This window comes from Pseudomonas nicosulfuronedens, from assembly GCF_005877905.1.
Classification (GTDB): domain Bacteria; phylum Pseudomonadota; class Gammaproteobacteria; order Pseudomonadales; family Pseudomonadaceae; genus Pseudomonas; species Pseudomonas nicosulfuronedens.
Window position 1 is genome coordinate 165,620 of the sequence record NZ_SWDV01000002.1, and the last position, 14,135, is coordinate 179,754.

At 66.8% G+C, this 14,135-nt stretch carries 15 protein-coding genes and 1 riboswitch; of the genes, 14 read left to right on the forward strand and 1 reads right to left on the reverse strand.

Going from position 1 to position 14,135, the window contains the following annotated elements; translation table 11 throughout:
• The first annotated feature begins 41 nt into the window (after positions 1 to 41).
• From FAS41_RS02935 to FAS41_RS02950, 4 genes are read left to right on the forward strand one after another with little or no spacing between them, the layout of a single operon-like run.
• On the forward strand, positions 42 to 584 hold the full coding sequence (locus FAS41_RS02935) for a GNAT family N-acetyltransferase (RefSeq protein ID WP_138520168.1): 543 nt from the start codon (positions 42 to 44) through the stop codon (positions 582 to 584).
• Positions 581 to 2,197, forward strand: coding sequence for a nitroreductase family protein (locus FAS41_RS02940; RefSeq protein ID WP_138520169.1), 1,617 nt, complete (start codon positions 581 to 583; stop codon positions 2,195 to 2,197). Before FAS41_RS02935 ends, FAS41_RS02940 begins: the two co-directional genes overlap by 4 nt.
• A 13-nt stretch (positions 2,198 to 2,210) precedes the next feature.
• Positions 2,211 to 3,080: an acyl-CoA thioesterase II gene (tesB, locus tag FAS41_RS02945; protein ID WP_138520170.1), complete on the forward strand. Its 870-nt coding sequence runs from the start codon at positions 2,211 to 2,213 to the stop codon at positions 3,078 to 3,080.
• A gap of 8 nt (positions 3,081 to 3,088) precedes the next feature.
• Positions 3,089 to 3,700, forward strand: a complete 612-nt coding sequence (locus FAS41_RS02950; protein ID WP_138520327.1) for an HAD family hydrolase — start codon at positions 3,089 to 3,091, stop codon at positions 3,698 to 3,700.
• Positions 3,701 to 3,990: 290 nt separating this feature from the next.
• Here FAS41_RS02950 and FAS41_RS02955 read toward each other — a convergent pair whose 3' ends face one another.
• Positions 3,991 to 5,844 carry a TonB-dependent receptor domain-containing protein gene (locus FAS41_RS02955; RefSeq protein ID WP_138520171.1) on the reverse strand — a complete coding sequence of 618 codons (1,854 nt, stop codon included), beginning with the start codon at positions 5,842 to 5,844 and terminating at the stop codon, positions 3,991 to 3,993.
• Positions 5,845 to 5,934: 90 nt separating this feature from the next.
• Positions 5,935 to 6,127: riboswitch (cobalamin riboswitch) on the reverse strand.
• A 254-nt stretch (positions 6,128 to 6,381) separates the two neighbouring features.
• On the opposite strand from FAS41_RS02955, the gene eutS reads away from it, so the two are divergent.
• From eutS to FAS41_RS03005, 10 genes are all read left to right on the forward strand, one after another.
• Positions 6,382 to 6,717: an ethanolamine utilization microcompartment protein EutS gene (gene eutS, locus FAS41_RS02960; protein ID WP_138520172.1), complete on the forward strand. Its 336-nt coding sequence runs from the start codon at positions 6,382 to 6,384 to the stop codon at positions 6,715 to 6,717.
• A gap of 2 nt (positions 6,718 to 6,719) precedes the next feature.
• Positions 6,720 to 7,187 (forward strand): EutP/PduV family microcompartment system protein, encoded by a 468-nt coding sequence (locus FAS41_RS02965; protein WP_138520173.1) that lies wholly within the window; start codon positions 6,720 to 6,722, stop codon positions 7,185 to 7,187.
• Positions 7,184 to 7,912 carry an ethanolamine utilization acetate kinase EutQ gene (gene eutQ, locus FAS41_RS02970; protein ID WP_138520174.1) on the forward strand — a complete coding sequence of 243 codons (729 nt, stop codon included), beginning with the start codon at positions 7,184 to 7,186 and terminating at the stop codon, positions 7,910 to 7,912. The genes FAS41_RS02965 and eutQ overlap by 4 nt, the downstream gene beginning before the upstream one ends.
• 4 nt (positions 7,913 to 7,916) lie before the next feature.
• Entirely contained in the window at positions 7,917 to 8,750 is an 834-nt protein-coding gene (gene eutT / locus FAS41_RS02975) for an ethanolamine utilization cob(I)yrinic acid a,c-diamide adenosyltransferase EutT (protein WP_138520175.1), read from the forward strand.
• On the forward strand, positions 8,747 to 9,748 hold the full coding sequence (locus tag FAS41_RS02980; RefSeq protein WP_138520176.1) for a phosphate acetyltransferase: 1,002 nt from the start codon (positions 8,747 to 8,749) through the stop codon (positions 9,746 to 9,748). Before eutT ends, FAS41_RS02980 begins: the two co-directional genes overlap by 4 nt.
• Positions 9,749 to 9,853: 105 nt before the next feature.
• Positions 9,854 to 10,144: an ethanolamine utilization microcompartment protein EutM gene (gene eutM / locus FAS41_RS02985; protein ID WP_138520177.1), complete on the forward strand. Its 291-nt coding sequence runs from the start codon at positions 9,854 to 9,856 to the stop codon at positions 10,142 to 10,144.
• A gap of 123 nt (positions 10,145 to 10,267) precedes the next feature.
• Positions 10,268 to 10,555 (forward strand): ethanolamine utilization microcompartment protein EutN, encoded by a 288-nt coding sequence (eutN, locus tag FAS41_RS02990; RefSeq protein WP_138520178.1) that lies wholly within the window; start codon positions 10,268 to 10,270, stop codon positions 10,553 to 10,555.
• A gap of 100 nt (positions 10,556 to 10,655) precedes the next feature.
• On the forward strand, positions 10,656 to 12,080 hold the full coding sequence (locus FAS41_RS02995) for an aldehyde dehydrogenase family protein (protein WP_218939099.1): 1,425 nt from the start codon (positions 10,656 to 10,658) through the stop codon (positions 12,078 to 12,080).
• Between the two features lie 7 nt (positions 12,081 to 12,087).
• On the forward strand, positions 12,088 to 12,930 hold the full coding sequence (gene eutJ / locus FAS41_RS03000; protein WP_138520179.1) for an ethanolamine utilization protein EutJ: 843 nt from the start codon (positions 12,088 to 12,090) through the stop codon (positions 12,928 to 12,930).
• Entirely contained in the window at positions 12,927 to 14,126 is a 1,200-nt protein-coding gene (locus FAS41_RS03005; protein WP_138520180.1) for an iron-containing alcohol dehydrogenase family protein, read from the forward strand. The genes eutJ and FAS41_RS03005 overlap by 4 nt, the downstream gene beginning before the upstream one ends.
• The last annotated feature ends 9 nt before the right edge of the window (positions 14,127 to 14,135 follow it).

Sequence of the window (14,135 nt, forward strand, 5' to 3'; positions counted from 1 at the left end):
ACGGGTATCATGGTCTTCTCTGATGAACCGCGATGCCGCCCATGGATTTTCCCAGCCTGACCACCGAGCGCCTGCTGCTACGTCCCTGGCGCCACGACGACCTGGTGCCCTTCGCCGCGCTGAATGCCGACGCCGAGGTGATGCGCCATTTCCCTGCCTGCATGAGCCGTGAGGAAAGCGATTTGCTGGCCGCGCGAATCCTCCAGCATTTCGATGAGCAGGGCTTCGGTCAGTGGATCGTCGAGCGCCGCAGTGACGGAGCATTCATTGGCGTACTCGGGTTGGCTCGGGTCTCCTTCGAAGCGGCGTTCACCCCGGCGGTGGAGATCGGCTGGCGCTTCAATGTTGCCTACTGGCGCCAGGGCTATGCGCTGGAAGCGGCCCGTGCGGCGCTGGACTTTGCATTCGACCAGTTGAAGCTGGACGAGGTCGTGGCCTTCACCGTGCCGGCCAACTTGCCCTCGCAAGGATTGATGCAGCGCCTGGGCATGCAGCGTGACGAGGCTGGTGATTTCGAGCATCCGCGCCTGCCCGAAGGCCACGCCCTGCGCCCGCATGTGCTGTACCGGATTCGCCGCCCATGACGCCGGAAGAGGGCGTGCGCGCCTTTCACCAACTGAGTAGCCACCGCCCCGAGCGCTTCGCCCCCGGCCCCGGCCAGCTCGACTGGGCGACTCAGCCGGCTGCCTTCCGCCGTTATGCCGGCGCGCGTTGCGTCGAGCTGCTGCATCGGCCGCAGGAAGAGTCGCCGGGGTATGACGAAGCATTTGCCGGCCCCATCGGCCAGCCAGCGCCGCTTGATCTGGCCAGCGTTTCGCAATTGCTCTACGACAGCCTGGCTATCTCGGCGTGGAAGGAAGCGGGCGGCAACCGCTGGGCGCTGCGGGTCAATCCGTCCAGTGGCAACCTGCACCCGACCGAGGCCTATCTGCTGCTGCCTGCCGGGGCTGTGGATAACGCCGCGCTGCTGGCTCATTACAGCGCCGACGAGCATGTGCTGGAGGTGCGTGCCGAGCTGCCCACGCCGCTGGCCGAACAGCTGAACCACGCTCTGCCCGCTGGCGGTTTCCTGCTGGCGCTGGCGAGCATCCCCTGGCGCGAGGCCTGGAAGTACGGCGAGCGCGCCTATCGCTACTGCAATCACGACCTCGGCCACGCGCTGGCCTGCCTGAGCATCGCCGCGGCGATCCAGGGCTGGGAAGTGCGCCTGTTGCGCGGTGTTGCAGAGGCACGGTTGGATGCGCTGATCGGTCTCGACCGTGATGGTTTCAGCGAGCACGAGTTCGCCGACGCACTGCTGTGGATCGGCCCGGCACAACCCGCCGAATTCCCGCTGCCCAACAACCTGCTCAAGGGCCTCGCCGAACTGCCGCTGGCCGGAACGCCCAATCGCCTGTCGCGGGACTATCGCCACTGGCCGGAGCTGGAGCGCGTGCACGCGCTGTGCCGCGCGCCTGCGTTGCCGGCTGGCGAATGGGCCGCGTCGCAGCTGGAAGCGGCTGTGGATAACCCCGGCCTGCCGCTGCGCCCGATCCTCCACCGCCGCCGCAGCGCGCAGTCCATGGACGGCCGCAGCGGCATTCACGCCGAGCTGCTGTATGCCTGGCTGCGCCGCCTGATGCCGGAGCGCTCGCCCGTGCCCTTCGCCTGTACCGGCGAACCGGCGCGCATCGACCTGCTGCTGTTCATCCACCGCGTCCAGGGCCTGGAACCCGGCTTGTACTGGCTGGGCCGCAGTGGCCGCGACGCCGGTGGGCTGCGCGAGGACTACCTGTGGCAGAGCGTGGAGGAAAGCGGCCTGCCGCTGTACCGCCTGCTGTCCGGCGATGCGCGCGGGCTGTCGGCTTTCCTCTCCTGCGGGCAGGACATCGCCAGTGACGGCTGCGTCGCCTTTGCCATGCTCGCCGATCTCGACGCTGCGCTGGCCGAGGGGGCATGGACTTATCCGCGCCTGTACTGGGAGGCCGGCCAGATCGGCCAAATGCTCTACCTGGAAGCCGAGGCTGCGGGAATTTCCGGCACCGGCATCGGCTGCTATTTCGATCCGGCGCTGGAAGAACTGCTGGGCGGGAGTTCGGACTGCCCGGTCAGCCTCTATCATTTCACCATCGGCTGCGCGGTCTGGGATGAACGGCTCACCAGCCTTCCCGCCTACAGCGCGCCGCGCCGACTCCCACTTCAGCAAGACCGCAATTGAGGAAACAACGCGCATGACCCAGATCCTGGACAACCTGGTGGCTCTGCTGAGCCTGGAACAGATCGAAGAGAACCTGTTCCGCGGCACGAGCCAGGACCTCGGGTTCCGCCAGCTGTACGGCGGGCAGGTACTCGGCCAGGCGCTGTCGGCGGCCAGCCAGACCGTCGAGGCGGAGCGCCACGTGCATTCGATGCACGGTTACTTCCTGCGTCCGGGTGATGCCAGCAAGCCGGTCGTCTACCAGGTCGATCGCGTGCGTGACGGCGGCACCTTCAGTACCCGCCGCGTCACCGCGATCCAGAAGGGCCAGCCGATCTTCGCCCTGAGCACCTCGTTCCAGACCGACGAGGAAGGCTTCGAGCACCAGATCACCATGCCCGACGTGGTCGGCCCGGAGAACCTGCCTACCGACCTGGAACTGAAGAAGGCCGGCGCGGAGAAATTCCCAGAACGCATCCGCGACAAGCTGCTCTATCCCAAGCCCATCGAGATCCGTCCGGTCACCCAGAACGACCCTTACGAACCCACCGTCGGCGAGCCGATCAAGTACCTCTGGCTGCGCGCTGACGGCAAGCTGCCGGACATCCCGGCACTGCACAAGTACATCCTCGCCTACGCCTCGGACTTCGGTTTCCTCACCACCTCGCTGCTGCCCCACGGCCGCTCGGTCTGGCAGAAGGACATGCAGGTCGCCACCATCGACCACTCCGTGTGGTTCCACCGCGACCTGCGTGCGGACGAATGGCTGCTCTACGCCATCGACAGCCCCTGGGCCGGCAACGGCCGTGGCTTTGTGCGCGGCAGCATCTTCAACCGTGACGGCCAGCTGGTCGCATCCTCGACCCAGGAAGGCCTGATCCGCCGCCGCGAGGACTGGGCATGACGCTCGCCCTGTCGCTGGGAGAGATTCGCCACTGGGTGTTCGACATGGACGGCACCCTGACCCTGGCGGTGCACGACTTCCCGGCGATCAAGCGGGCGCTGGGGATTCCCCAGGAACACGACATCCTCACCCACCTGGCCGCGTTGCCGGAAGATGAGGCAGCAGCCAAGCACGCCTGGCTGCTGGAGCATGAGCGCGAGCTGGCGGTGGCGTCCAAGGCCGCGCCGGGCGCGGTGGAACTGGTGCGCGCGCTGCACGGCGCGGGTTACCGGCTCGGCATCCTCACTCGCAATGCCCATGAGCTGGCGCTGATCACACTGGACGCCATCGGCATCGGCGATTGCTTCCTCACCGAGGATGTTCTCGGCCGTGGCGAGGCGGACCCCAAGCCCAGCCCGGACGGCCTGCTGCGCCTGGCCGCGCGCTGGGATGTGGCGCCGCAGCGGATGCTGATGGTCGGCGATTACCGCTTCGATCTCGATTGCGCCCGTGCCGCCGGCGCGCACAGCGCGCTGGTCAATCTGGCCGACCATCTACAAGAGAACCCCTGGCCCGAGCTGACCGACTGGCACGCGCAGGACTGCGCGGAGCTTGGGCGGATGGCGGGCGTCCTGGTCTGAGTCCGCTGCCTTGCGGGTTCGCGAGCAAGCTCGCTCCTACGATGAGCAAACCGGGGAGCTCAGGGATATCCCTGCACGCCAACCCTGTAGGAGCGAGCTTGCTCGCGAACAGCCGCCAGCACCGAGGTTCCCGGTAGGAGCGCCCCTTGGTCGCGCTCCTGGCATATGTGTGAACCTCGATCCGTAGGATGGGTGGAGCCTAGGCGATACCCATGCTGGCAGTGCCAGGCACGATGGGTATCGCTGCGCTCCACGCCATCCTACGAAGAGCCAGGTGGCTCGGACGTGAGTTACAGCTCCGGCGTCCAGGTCACCGCCAGCAGCGCGGTGCGGCCCGGTTCGCGGTAGGGGCGGGCTTCGCCCATGTAGTCGCTCGGGCTGGTCGGGCGCAGGTAGTCGCCCAGGGTGTAGTTGCGATCCAGGGCGTTATCCAGCTTCAGGTCGAAGCGAATTTCATTGCTGGCCAACCAACTGGTGCGCAGGTCGAGCACGCCGTAGCCGGACAGCTCGCGGGTGTTGGCGTCGTCGTAGCGCTGGCTGACCGCGCGCCAGGTGCCGCCGACACCGAAGGCGCCGAACTGGCGGTCGAGGTCCAGGCTCAGGGTGCGGCGCGCGCGGTAGGGCAGGGTGTGGCCGGTGTCGCGGTCGCGCGGGTCGATCAGGCTCAGGCCGAGCGCGGCCTGCCAGCCCAGTACCTCGCGGGCGACGCTGGCCTCGAAGCCATTGATACGTGCCTTGTTGATGTTCTCCGGCTGGTTGCTGCTGCTGTCCCAGGCGATCAGGTCGTCGATCTCGGTGCGGTACAGCGAGGCTTCCAGGTGTGTGCCGGAGAAGTCTCCGCGCCATTGCAGCTCGTAGGTCTTCGAGGTCTCGGCCTTCAGGTCCGGGTTGCTCGCGCCGGGGTAGTAGAGGTCGCTGAAGGTCGGCGCGCGGAAGCCTTCGCCGTAGCTGGCAATCCAGGTCTGGCTGTCGCCCACCGGCAGGCTGAAGGCGGCGTTCCAGCTGTTCTGGCTGCCATAGGCCTGGTTGTTGTCGTGACGGATGCCCAGCTCGGTGCCGAAGCTGTCGCCCTTGAAACTGTGCTGGGCGAAGAAGGCGCGGTTGCTGCGCTGGTCCTCGGCGAAATCGGTGGTGCCGTCGACCTTGTCTTCGTACCAGTCGGCGCCCAGGGCCAGCTGGTTGGCTTCGTCCAGTTGCAGGCGGTTGAGCCAGCTCGCCGAGTGGCGGGTGGTTTCCAGCGTGCCGTTGTTCCAGCTGTCGGCGGCGCCCACGGCCTTGTTGCGGTCGTAGCTGCGACCCAGCTCCAGGCGGCTGTTCCACATCGAGGTGATCTGGCCGTCGAGGTAGGCGCTGTAGCTGCTGACGCGGAATTCGTCGCGGGGCGAGCCCGGCTCGAAGTTGTAGGCGTCGTCGTATTCGTTCTTGCCACGCTGGTCGTTGAGGTTCAGGCCGGCCTTCCAGTCCTCGCTGAAGCGATGGTCCAGGTTCAGGTGCACGGCCTTGTTGCGCTGGGCATCGTGGTCGTTGTCGGCGCCAACGTTGTCGCTGGTGCGGTCCCAGCCCTGGCTCTCGTCCAGGCTGCCACCCAGGTTGTAGCGGGTCTGTTCGTCGCCGCCGGAGAGGCTCAGGCTGCGCTCGAAGGTGCCGTGGCTGCCGGCGGCCAGGCGCACTTCCGGGTGCAGGCCGGCTTCGCCGCGGCGGGTGAATATCTGGATGACGCCGCCGATGGCATCGGCGCCGTACAGCGCGGAACGCGGGCCACGGGTCACTTCGACACGCTCGATGCTGTCGATGCTCAGGTAGTCCAGGCGGGCGATGCCGCTGCTGGCCGAGGCGACACGTTGGCCGTCCACCAGCACCAGGGTCTGCGCGGTGCTGGTGCCACGCACGGAGTACGAGACCACGCCGCCGGAGCTGCCCATCTGCACGCCGGGCACGCGGGCGAGCAGGGCGGGGACGCTGCGCACCTGCAGGCGTTCGATGTCGGCACGGGTGAATACGCTGTTGGCCGAGGTGGCTTCGGCGCGCGGCTGGGCCTGGCGCGCGGAGGTGATCACCTGGTCGGAGAGCGTGTAGATGTCGCCAGTGGCGAAGGCCATGCCGGGCAGCAGGCTGGTGGCCAGGGCGAGTCGGGTCAGTTTCATGGAACGTCCTCAAAAGCGGTCGGATGACTTTCGAGGAGGGCGTGGCAAGGGCGGCAGGCCGCACTTGACGGTGCGGCCCTCCGCAACACCTGTCGGGGCGTGTCGAGGGCGGTCTCCGGGCTGCCGACGTCACATCGCCGCCTTCCCACAGTCGTGCAGTGGCTACTGGCGATGCTGCAATCCATGAAGGATCGCGTCGGTTACCGTTGCGGGGGCAGCGCAGGTCTTTCACCTGCTTCCCGTTACCTCGAACGAAAACGGGGCGAACCATACGATCAAGGTCTGCGATGAGCAAGGGCAGCGGCGATCGACGGCTCGTGCTGCGCTGTGCCAACGCTTTCCGACGACTCGCCGCCAGCCCATCTGGCAGGGGCTTTGCCGACCTATTGCGGGCTGCGACGAAATCGCCCAGGTCGTGCCCATGGGCGCGATGGCTCACTCGAACTCTGTCGATCCGCTGAAAAGTTTGCCGATTTTCGATAGGGCTGGTCTGCCCCCCTTGGTTAGCCTTTTGTTCATGGACAAGAGGTGCGCCCGATGAGCAGAGAACGAATCATTCAGGAGTTTGTGCCAGGCAAGCAGGTGACCCTGGCACACCTGATTGCGCATCCGCAGGAAGACCTGTCGAGCAAGATCGGCGTCCCTGGCGCCGAGGCCATCGGCATCATGACGCTCACCCCCGGCGAGACGGCGATGATCGCGGGTGATTTCGCCACCAAGGCCGCCAATGTGCAGATCGGCTTCCTCGATCGCTTCAGCGGCGCACTGGTCCTCTATGGCAGCGTCGGTGCGGTGGAAGAAGCGCTGGAGCGTACCTGCGCCAACCTCGACCGCCTGCTCGCCTACACCATTTGCCCGGTGACCCGGAGTTGAGCATGCAGACCCATCGATATGCCCTGGTCGGCGGCGTGGGAGCGGGCAAGACCACTTTGTTCAACGCCCTGCGCGGCCGCCGCGAAACGCCGCGCAAGACCCAGGCCCTGGACTTCGACCTGTGCGGTGCGATGGATACCCCCGGCGAGTTCATCAGTCATCCACGGCTGTACCGGGCCTTGATTACCAGCACCGACAACGTGGACACCCTGGTCTACGTGCATCCGGCCAATGAGCCGGAGTGTCGTTTGCCGCCGGGACTGCTCGACATTCACTCGGGCAAGCGCCTGGTCGGTGTGATCAGCAAGTGCGACCTGGCCGACGCGGACCCGGATGCGGCCGAGTCCCTGATGCGGCGGCACGGCATCCATGGCGAGATCCTGCGCGTCGCCCAGGACGACCCCACCAGTATCGAGCGTCTGCGCCAGGTGTTGCACGGACGCGCTCCGCTTGAGGAAAAGTATCCATGAAAAAGCTGATTACCGCGGGCTCCGTGCGCGAGGCGATTGCCGCCGGGCAGCGTTCGCTCGAAGTCGAGCTGCCGCGCTGCATTCTGACGCCCGAGGCGCGGATGATCGCCGAGGAAGCAGGGCTGGAGATCATCGAGCGCATCGCCGGTGAGGCCGTGCAGCCTGGGGATGGTACGGCCATGAAAGACACCGAGGCGGTCAACGATTCCGCGCTTGCCAGCGAGGACCAGATTGCGGCCATCCGCGCAGCCGTGCTGGAGCGTCTTCCTGCCGATGCCGATGCGGCACTGGTTGAACAACTGGTGCGCAAGGCGGCTCGGGCGGGTGGCATGACAGCGAGTCCGGAACCGTCGGGATTCGAGTCGCGCACCGGTGCTGGCGGCATCAAGCTGGTGAAGGGCGACAGCGTGCGTTTCGGCCTGCTCGACGGCGTCGAGGGCGGTTGCCAGATCGGCATCACCGACGTGGTCGGTACCGAGGATGGCAGCAGCATGGGCGCCGGCTTCATGCAGTGGGAAAACGCTTTCTTCCCGTGGACGCTGAACTACGACGAGGTGGACCTGGTACTCGAGGGTGAGCTGCACATTCGTCAGTACGGCGAGACCCTGGTTGGCCGGCCCGGCGACCTGCTGTTCATTCCCAAGGGCAGCCGCATCGAGTTCGGTACGCCGACCCGTGTGCGCTTCCTCTATGTGGCCTGGCCGGCCAACTGGCAGGAGCAGTGAGGCGATGAGCACCTTCATCACCGAGACCTGGCTGCGTGAGCGACATGGCCTGAGCGAAGGTACCGAGTTGCACCTGCCGGCCGACGCCCGCTTGACCCCGGCGGCGCGTGCGCTGATCGAGGCGCGCCGGCTGACAGTGAAGTACCACGACGAGCAAGGGCGCCTGTTCCGCGACAACCAGGCCGGCGATGGCGCCGAGCCGGAGCCGGTGCACGGGCTGACCGGTCAGGCGGAAAGCGTCGTTGCCTGCTGCCAGCTGTGTCACCAGCCGGCCGAGCACAAGCCCGAGGGCATGACCCACCTGAACGCCCGCGAGCTGGTGGCCAAGAACGATCCGCGCCTGCGCTTGCGCGCCCAGCTCGATGCGGCCATCGCCCTCGCGGTGTGGTTGCAGGTGGAGCTGCGCGAACCTCAGGAACTGGTCGCCTGGCTGGGTGACCTGCGCTCGGTGCTGGGCCAGGTGATGCGCGCTGATGTGCTGGGTGAGTCGTTGCCTGGTTTCAGTATCGGCGGGCTCGATGATGGCGAGCTGCACCGATTGTCCCATGCGCCGCTGAAGTACCTCGGGCATGACCATCTGGTGCCGGAGCTGGCGCACGGGCGTGCCTGCGCACAACTCAACCTGTTGCGCGCCAAGGTGCGCGAAGTCGAGGTCTGTGCCGCCGAGGTGTTCATCGGACCCGGCTACCAACTGCAGCGCAAGGATCTGCTGCACGCACTCAATCGGCTTTCCAGTGCGCTCTATGTGGCGATGCTGCTCAGTGTCCTGCACCAGCGCGGCCAGCCTTGGCCCAGTCGAGAAGTGCTGCTGCAACGCCTGCAAGGAGATCGCTCATGAGCCTGCTCGACGAGTGCCGCCGGGCCGCCCGGCTTGATCCACCGCGGGTGGTATTCCCTGATGGCCTGGATCGCCGCGCCATCGAGGCGGCGCAGTATCTCAAGCGCGAAGGGCTGGCACAGCCACTGCTCCTGGGCAACCCCTTCGCCCTGCGCAGCTATTGCCTGGAGCAGGGCGTGCGTCTGGGCGAGGTACCCGTGCTCGACCCCGAGCACTCGCCCAGGATCGATGCCTTTGTCGAGTCCTTGTTGCAGCGGCAGTCGAAGCTGACCCCGGAGCAGGCGTGTGAGTCGCTGCGTTCACCGCTTGGGTTCGGCGCGGCCATGCTCGAGGCCGGTCTGGTCGACCTGTGCATTGCCGGCAATCTCAGTTCCACCGCCGATGTGCTGCGCGCAGGTCTGCGAGTGGTGGGTCTGGAACCGGGTAACCGCACACTGTCTTCGGTGTTCTTCATGCTGCCGCCCGATGGCGGACAGCCGCTGGCGTTCGCCGATTGCGGCGTGATCCCGCGGCCGACGGTGGAGCAGCTGGCGGATATCACCCTCAGCTCGGCTGCCAGCTTCGAGCGGGTGACCGGCCAGCCGGCGAAGGTGGCGATGCTCTCCTTCTCCAGTCATGGCAGCGCCCGCCATCCCGATGCCGAGGCCGTGCGCGCGGCGTGCGCGTTGGTACGCGAACGCGCGCCGCAATTGTGTGTGGATGGCGAACTGCAGTTCGACGCGGCTTTCGTGCCCCAGGTCGCCGCCCTGAAGGTGCCCTCCAGCCCGCTGCAGGGGGCGGCCAATGTGTTCGTCTTCCCCAGCCTGGAGGCCGGCAACATTGGCTACAAGATCGCTCAGCGCCTGGGCGGCTATCGCGCCATCGGGCCGATGCTTCAGGGCATGCGCGCCGCGCTGCACGACCTGTCCCGTGGCTGTAGTACGGAAGAAATGATTCAGATGGTTCTGCTCGCCGGAAAGATGGGCGGTGGAGCCGCTGCTGTGAACCGAGTCGCCTGAGCGGCCGGTTCGAGCCATACGGTGGCCCCCGCCGTCCCGGGGGTGAGTCGAGTGGTCAGCCACTCGGATGCAGTCCCGCAAGGGTGATTGTTCGAGGAGAGTGTGATGGAAGCGTTAGGCATGATTGAAACCAAGGGCCTGGTGGCGCTGATCGAAGCGTCCGACGCCATGGTCAAGGCCGCCCGGGTCAAGCTGGTCGGGGTCAAGCAGATCGGTGGTGGCCTGGTCACCGCGATGGTGCGTGGCGACGTCGCCGCGTGCAAGGCCGCCACTGATGCCGGTGCCGCCGCGGCACAGCGCGTCGGTGAGGTGGTTTCGGTGCAGGTGATTCCGCGTCCGCATTCGGACCTGGAAGAAGTCTTCCCGATCAAGCTGACCGGTGGTTCGCTGGATTGATGATCCGAGTGTGCGGTGTACCAACGTGTTGGTGCTCCGCCATCGGTGAATGCACCTCGCCGCCCCGGAGCCGTCCCTGCGATACAGGGCGGCGCCGGCCAGCGGCATGGCAAGGAATGACGAATGAAACTGGCAATGGTGGTGGGGCAGGTGGTTTGCACCGTCAAGCATCCGGGCCTGGGGCTCGATCGGTTGTTACTGGTCCAGGGACTGGACGGTGAAGGCCGACCCGACGGCGAGCGCCTGGTCGCCAGCGATGCCATCGGCGCCGGCAACGGCGAATGGGTCCTGCTGGCCAGCGGGAGCTCCGCACGGCAGGCCAGCAGCGACGGGCGCGCGCCCATAGATCTGTGCGTGGTCGGCATCGTCGATGAGGCGGTGCTGGACGGCGAAGTGTTCTACCGCAAGTAAGCGCGCCAAGACGGCGCACCCCGAATTTCGAAACGGCTTCTCCGCTGGCCCCGTCCAGCCGGAGCGGACGGATTCATCCTGAATTTGAGTGAGGCACGACGTGGATATCAACCCGAAGGAAATCGAACAGGTAGTCAAGGCGGTACTCGCCTCGATAGGGGCGACCTCCACGGCCGCTGCAGCCTCCGCGCCCGGTGCCAGTTGTGCACCGGGCGTCTTCATCGAACTCGACGACGCCGTGGCGGCCGCTCGCCACGCACAAAAGGCTCTGCATTCGGTCGCCATGCGCAACACCGCGGTTGCCGCCATTCGCGGCGCCGGTGAACGCCATGCCCGTGAACTGGCGGAGCTGGCGGTGGAAGAAACCGGCATGGGCCGGGTGGACGACAAGATCGCCAAGAACATCGCCCAGGCTCGTCATACCCCGGGTACCGAATGCCTGCAGGCGCAGGTGCTGACCGGCGACCACGGCTTGACCCTGATCGAGAATGCCGCCTGGGGCGTGATCGCCTCGGTGACGCCGTCGACCAACCCGGCGGCCACGGTGATCAACAACGCCATCAGCATGATCGCCGCCGGCAACTCGGTGGTGTTCGCCCCGCACCCGGCGGCCAAACGGGTATCCCAGCGCACGGTCAGCCTGCTCAATGAAGCGTTGGTCGAAGCGGGCGCGCCGGCCAATCTGATCACCACCGTACAGAGTCCGGACATCGAAACTGCGCAGCGTCTGTTCCGTTATCCGGGCATCGGGCTGCTGGTGGTCACCGGTGGCGAGGCCGTGGTCGAGGCGGCGCGCAAGCACACCGACAAACGCCTGATCGCCGCCGGTGCCGGCAACCCGCCGGTGGTGGTGGACGAATCCGCCGACCTGGCGCGCGCCGGGCGCGACATCGTGTTTGGCGCCTCGTTCGACAACAACATCATCTGCGCCGACGAGAAGGTGCTGATCGTCGTCGAAAGCGTGGCCGACCGTCTCAAGGCCGAGATGCTCAAGCATCAGGCGGTGGAGCTGACAGCGGCCCAGGCAGCGCAGCTGCTACCGGTGCTGCTGCCGAAGATCGACGCCCAGGGCCGTGGTGCTGTGTCCCGCGACTGGGTCGGCCGCGACGCGGCGAAGATCGCCGCCGCCATCGGCCTGCAAGTGCCTGCCGACACGCGTCTGCTGTTGGTGGAAACCAGTGCCGAGCACCCGTTTGCGGTCACCGAACTGATGATGCCAGTGCTGCCTATGGTGCGGGTCGCCAGCGTCGAGCGCGCCATCGAGTTGGCCGTGACGCTCGAAGGTGGCTGCCACCACACCGCTGCCATGCACTCGCGCAATCTGGAAAACCTCGATCGCATGGCCAACGCCATCGACACCAGCATCTTCGTCAAGAACGGGCCGTGCATTGCGGGCCTGGGCTTTGGTGGGGAGGGCTGGACCACCATGACCATCACCACACCCACCGGCGAGGGCGTGACCTCGGCGCGCACCTTCGTGCGCCTGCGTCGGTGCGTCATGGTCGATCAACTGCGAATCGTCTGAGGCGGCCATGCAACGCGATCTGCAGCACTGGCTGTCACCCCGCTTGCGGCGCGCCGCCGCTTGCCAGGCTGAACCCGCCGTGACGGACATCGTCGCGGGGCCGCTGAGCCTGGGCATCGACCTGGGGACTTGCGACGTGGTGTCGATGGTACTCGACACCCAGGGCATACCGGTTGCTGTGCGCCTGGACTGGGCGGATGTGGTGCGTGATGGCGTGGTCTGGGATTTCTACGGTGCGGTGACGCTCGTCCGCCGGCAACTCGACAGCCTGCAGGAGCAGTTGGGCGTGCGCTTCACCCAGGCGGCGACCTCCTTCCCTCCGGGCACCGAGCCACGCATCTCGATCAACGTGCTGGAAGCGGCCGGGCTGGATGTCACCTGCGTGATCGACGAGCCCTCAGCCGTGGCACGGATGCTCCGGCTGAAGAGTGCCGCGGTGGTCGACATCGGTGGTGGCACCACTGGCGTAGCGGTGGTGCGTGACGGCCAGGTCATTCATTCCGCCGACGAGCCCACTGGTGGTCACCACGTCAGCCTGGTGCTGGCCGGCCACCTGGGCATTGCCCTGGAAGAGGCCGAGCAGCGTAAACGCCGTGAAGGCGAAGCGCTCTGGCCGCTGGTGCGCCCGGTGTTCGAGAAGATGACCGACATCGTCCGCCAACACTTGCGCGGCTTCGACGTCGACGAAATCTACCTGTCCGGCGGCTCCTGCACCCTGCCCGGCGTGCAGGCGTTGTTCGCCCAGGCGTTTCCACAGCAGCGGGTGCTGCTGCCGGCGCCCCCTCTCTTCACGACCCCACTGGCCATTGCCAGTTGTGGCCTGCAAGCCGCGTCAGGAGTTTCACCATGAAGCAGCAGGATGTCGGCCGGGTGATCTACCGTGCCCTGGACATGCTCAACGCCCGGGCCGTGCGTGAGTTCCGCGTGCCACCCAGCACCTACATCGGCGCCGGTGCCATCGCGCGCGCTGGAGAAGCGATCAGGGCCTGCGGCATCGGCCGGGTGTTCGTGATGGTCGATGGTCTGCTGCACCAGCAGGGACTCGACGAAGGGCTGTTCCGCTCGCTGGACGATGCCGGCGTGGCCTTCGAATGCCTGGTCTATCCCGGCGGTGAGCCACACAGCGAAACCGTGGAAGCGGCGGGCCGGCAATTGCTCGCCACCGCCTGTGACGGCGTGCTGGCCTTCGGTGGCGGCTCGGTGCTGGATGCCGCCAAGGTCACCGCGATGCTGGCAGCCAACCTGGGTTGTGCGCTGAATGGCCTGGGACAGGAAGGGCAGCCGTTGCGCCGCCGAGTGCCACTGATCGCCGTACCGACCACCGCCGGCACCGGCTCCGAAGCCACCAATGTGGCGGTCATCACCGACAGCATTCGGCGGGTGAAGCAGGTGTTGGTGCACACCGACCTGATTCCTGACCTGGCGATCATCGATGCCTGTCTGACCGTTGGCGTGCCGCCGGCCGTGACCGCCACTACCGGTATCGATGCGCTGACCCATGCGGTGGAGGCCTATGTGTCGCCGACCGCCACGCCTCTGACCCAGGGCCTGGCCCTGCGCGCCGTGACGCTGATCGGCGAGGCGCTGCCGCTGGCAGTGGGGCAGGGCGGCAACGTCGCTGCGCGCGAGTCGATGATGCTCGCTTCCTACATGGCCGGAATGGCCTTCTCCAACTCCGGGCTGGGGCTCTGCCATGCCACTGCCCACCCGCTCGGCGCGCGCTACGGCATCCCTCACGGGCAGGCCAACGCGCTGATGCTGCCGGCCGTCATGCGTTTCAACCAACTGGTGTGCAAGCGCGCCTACGCCGAGATCGGTTGTGCGCTGACCCGCCGTGAGCTGGATGCCAGCGACAGCATTGGTGCCGTGCAGCAGCTGATCGACGAAGTCGGTGCGGGTCGCCCACTGGCGTCGTTCGGCGTGCTGCGCGAGGACTTCGCCGCCCTTGCCGAGGTTGCGCTGCAGGACAACTGCCTGGCCGGAAACCCGCGCACTGCCACGGCACAACAAATCATCGGCATCTACCAGGATGCCTGGCAGCGCTGAGGCGGCTGC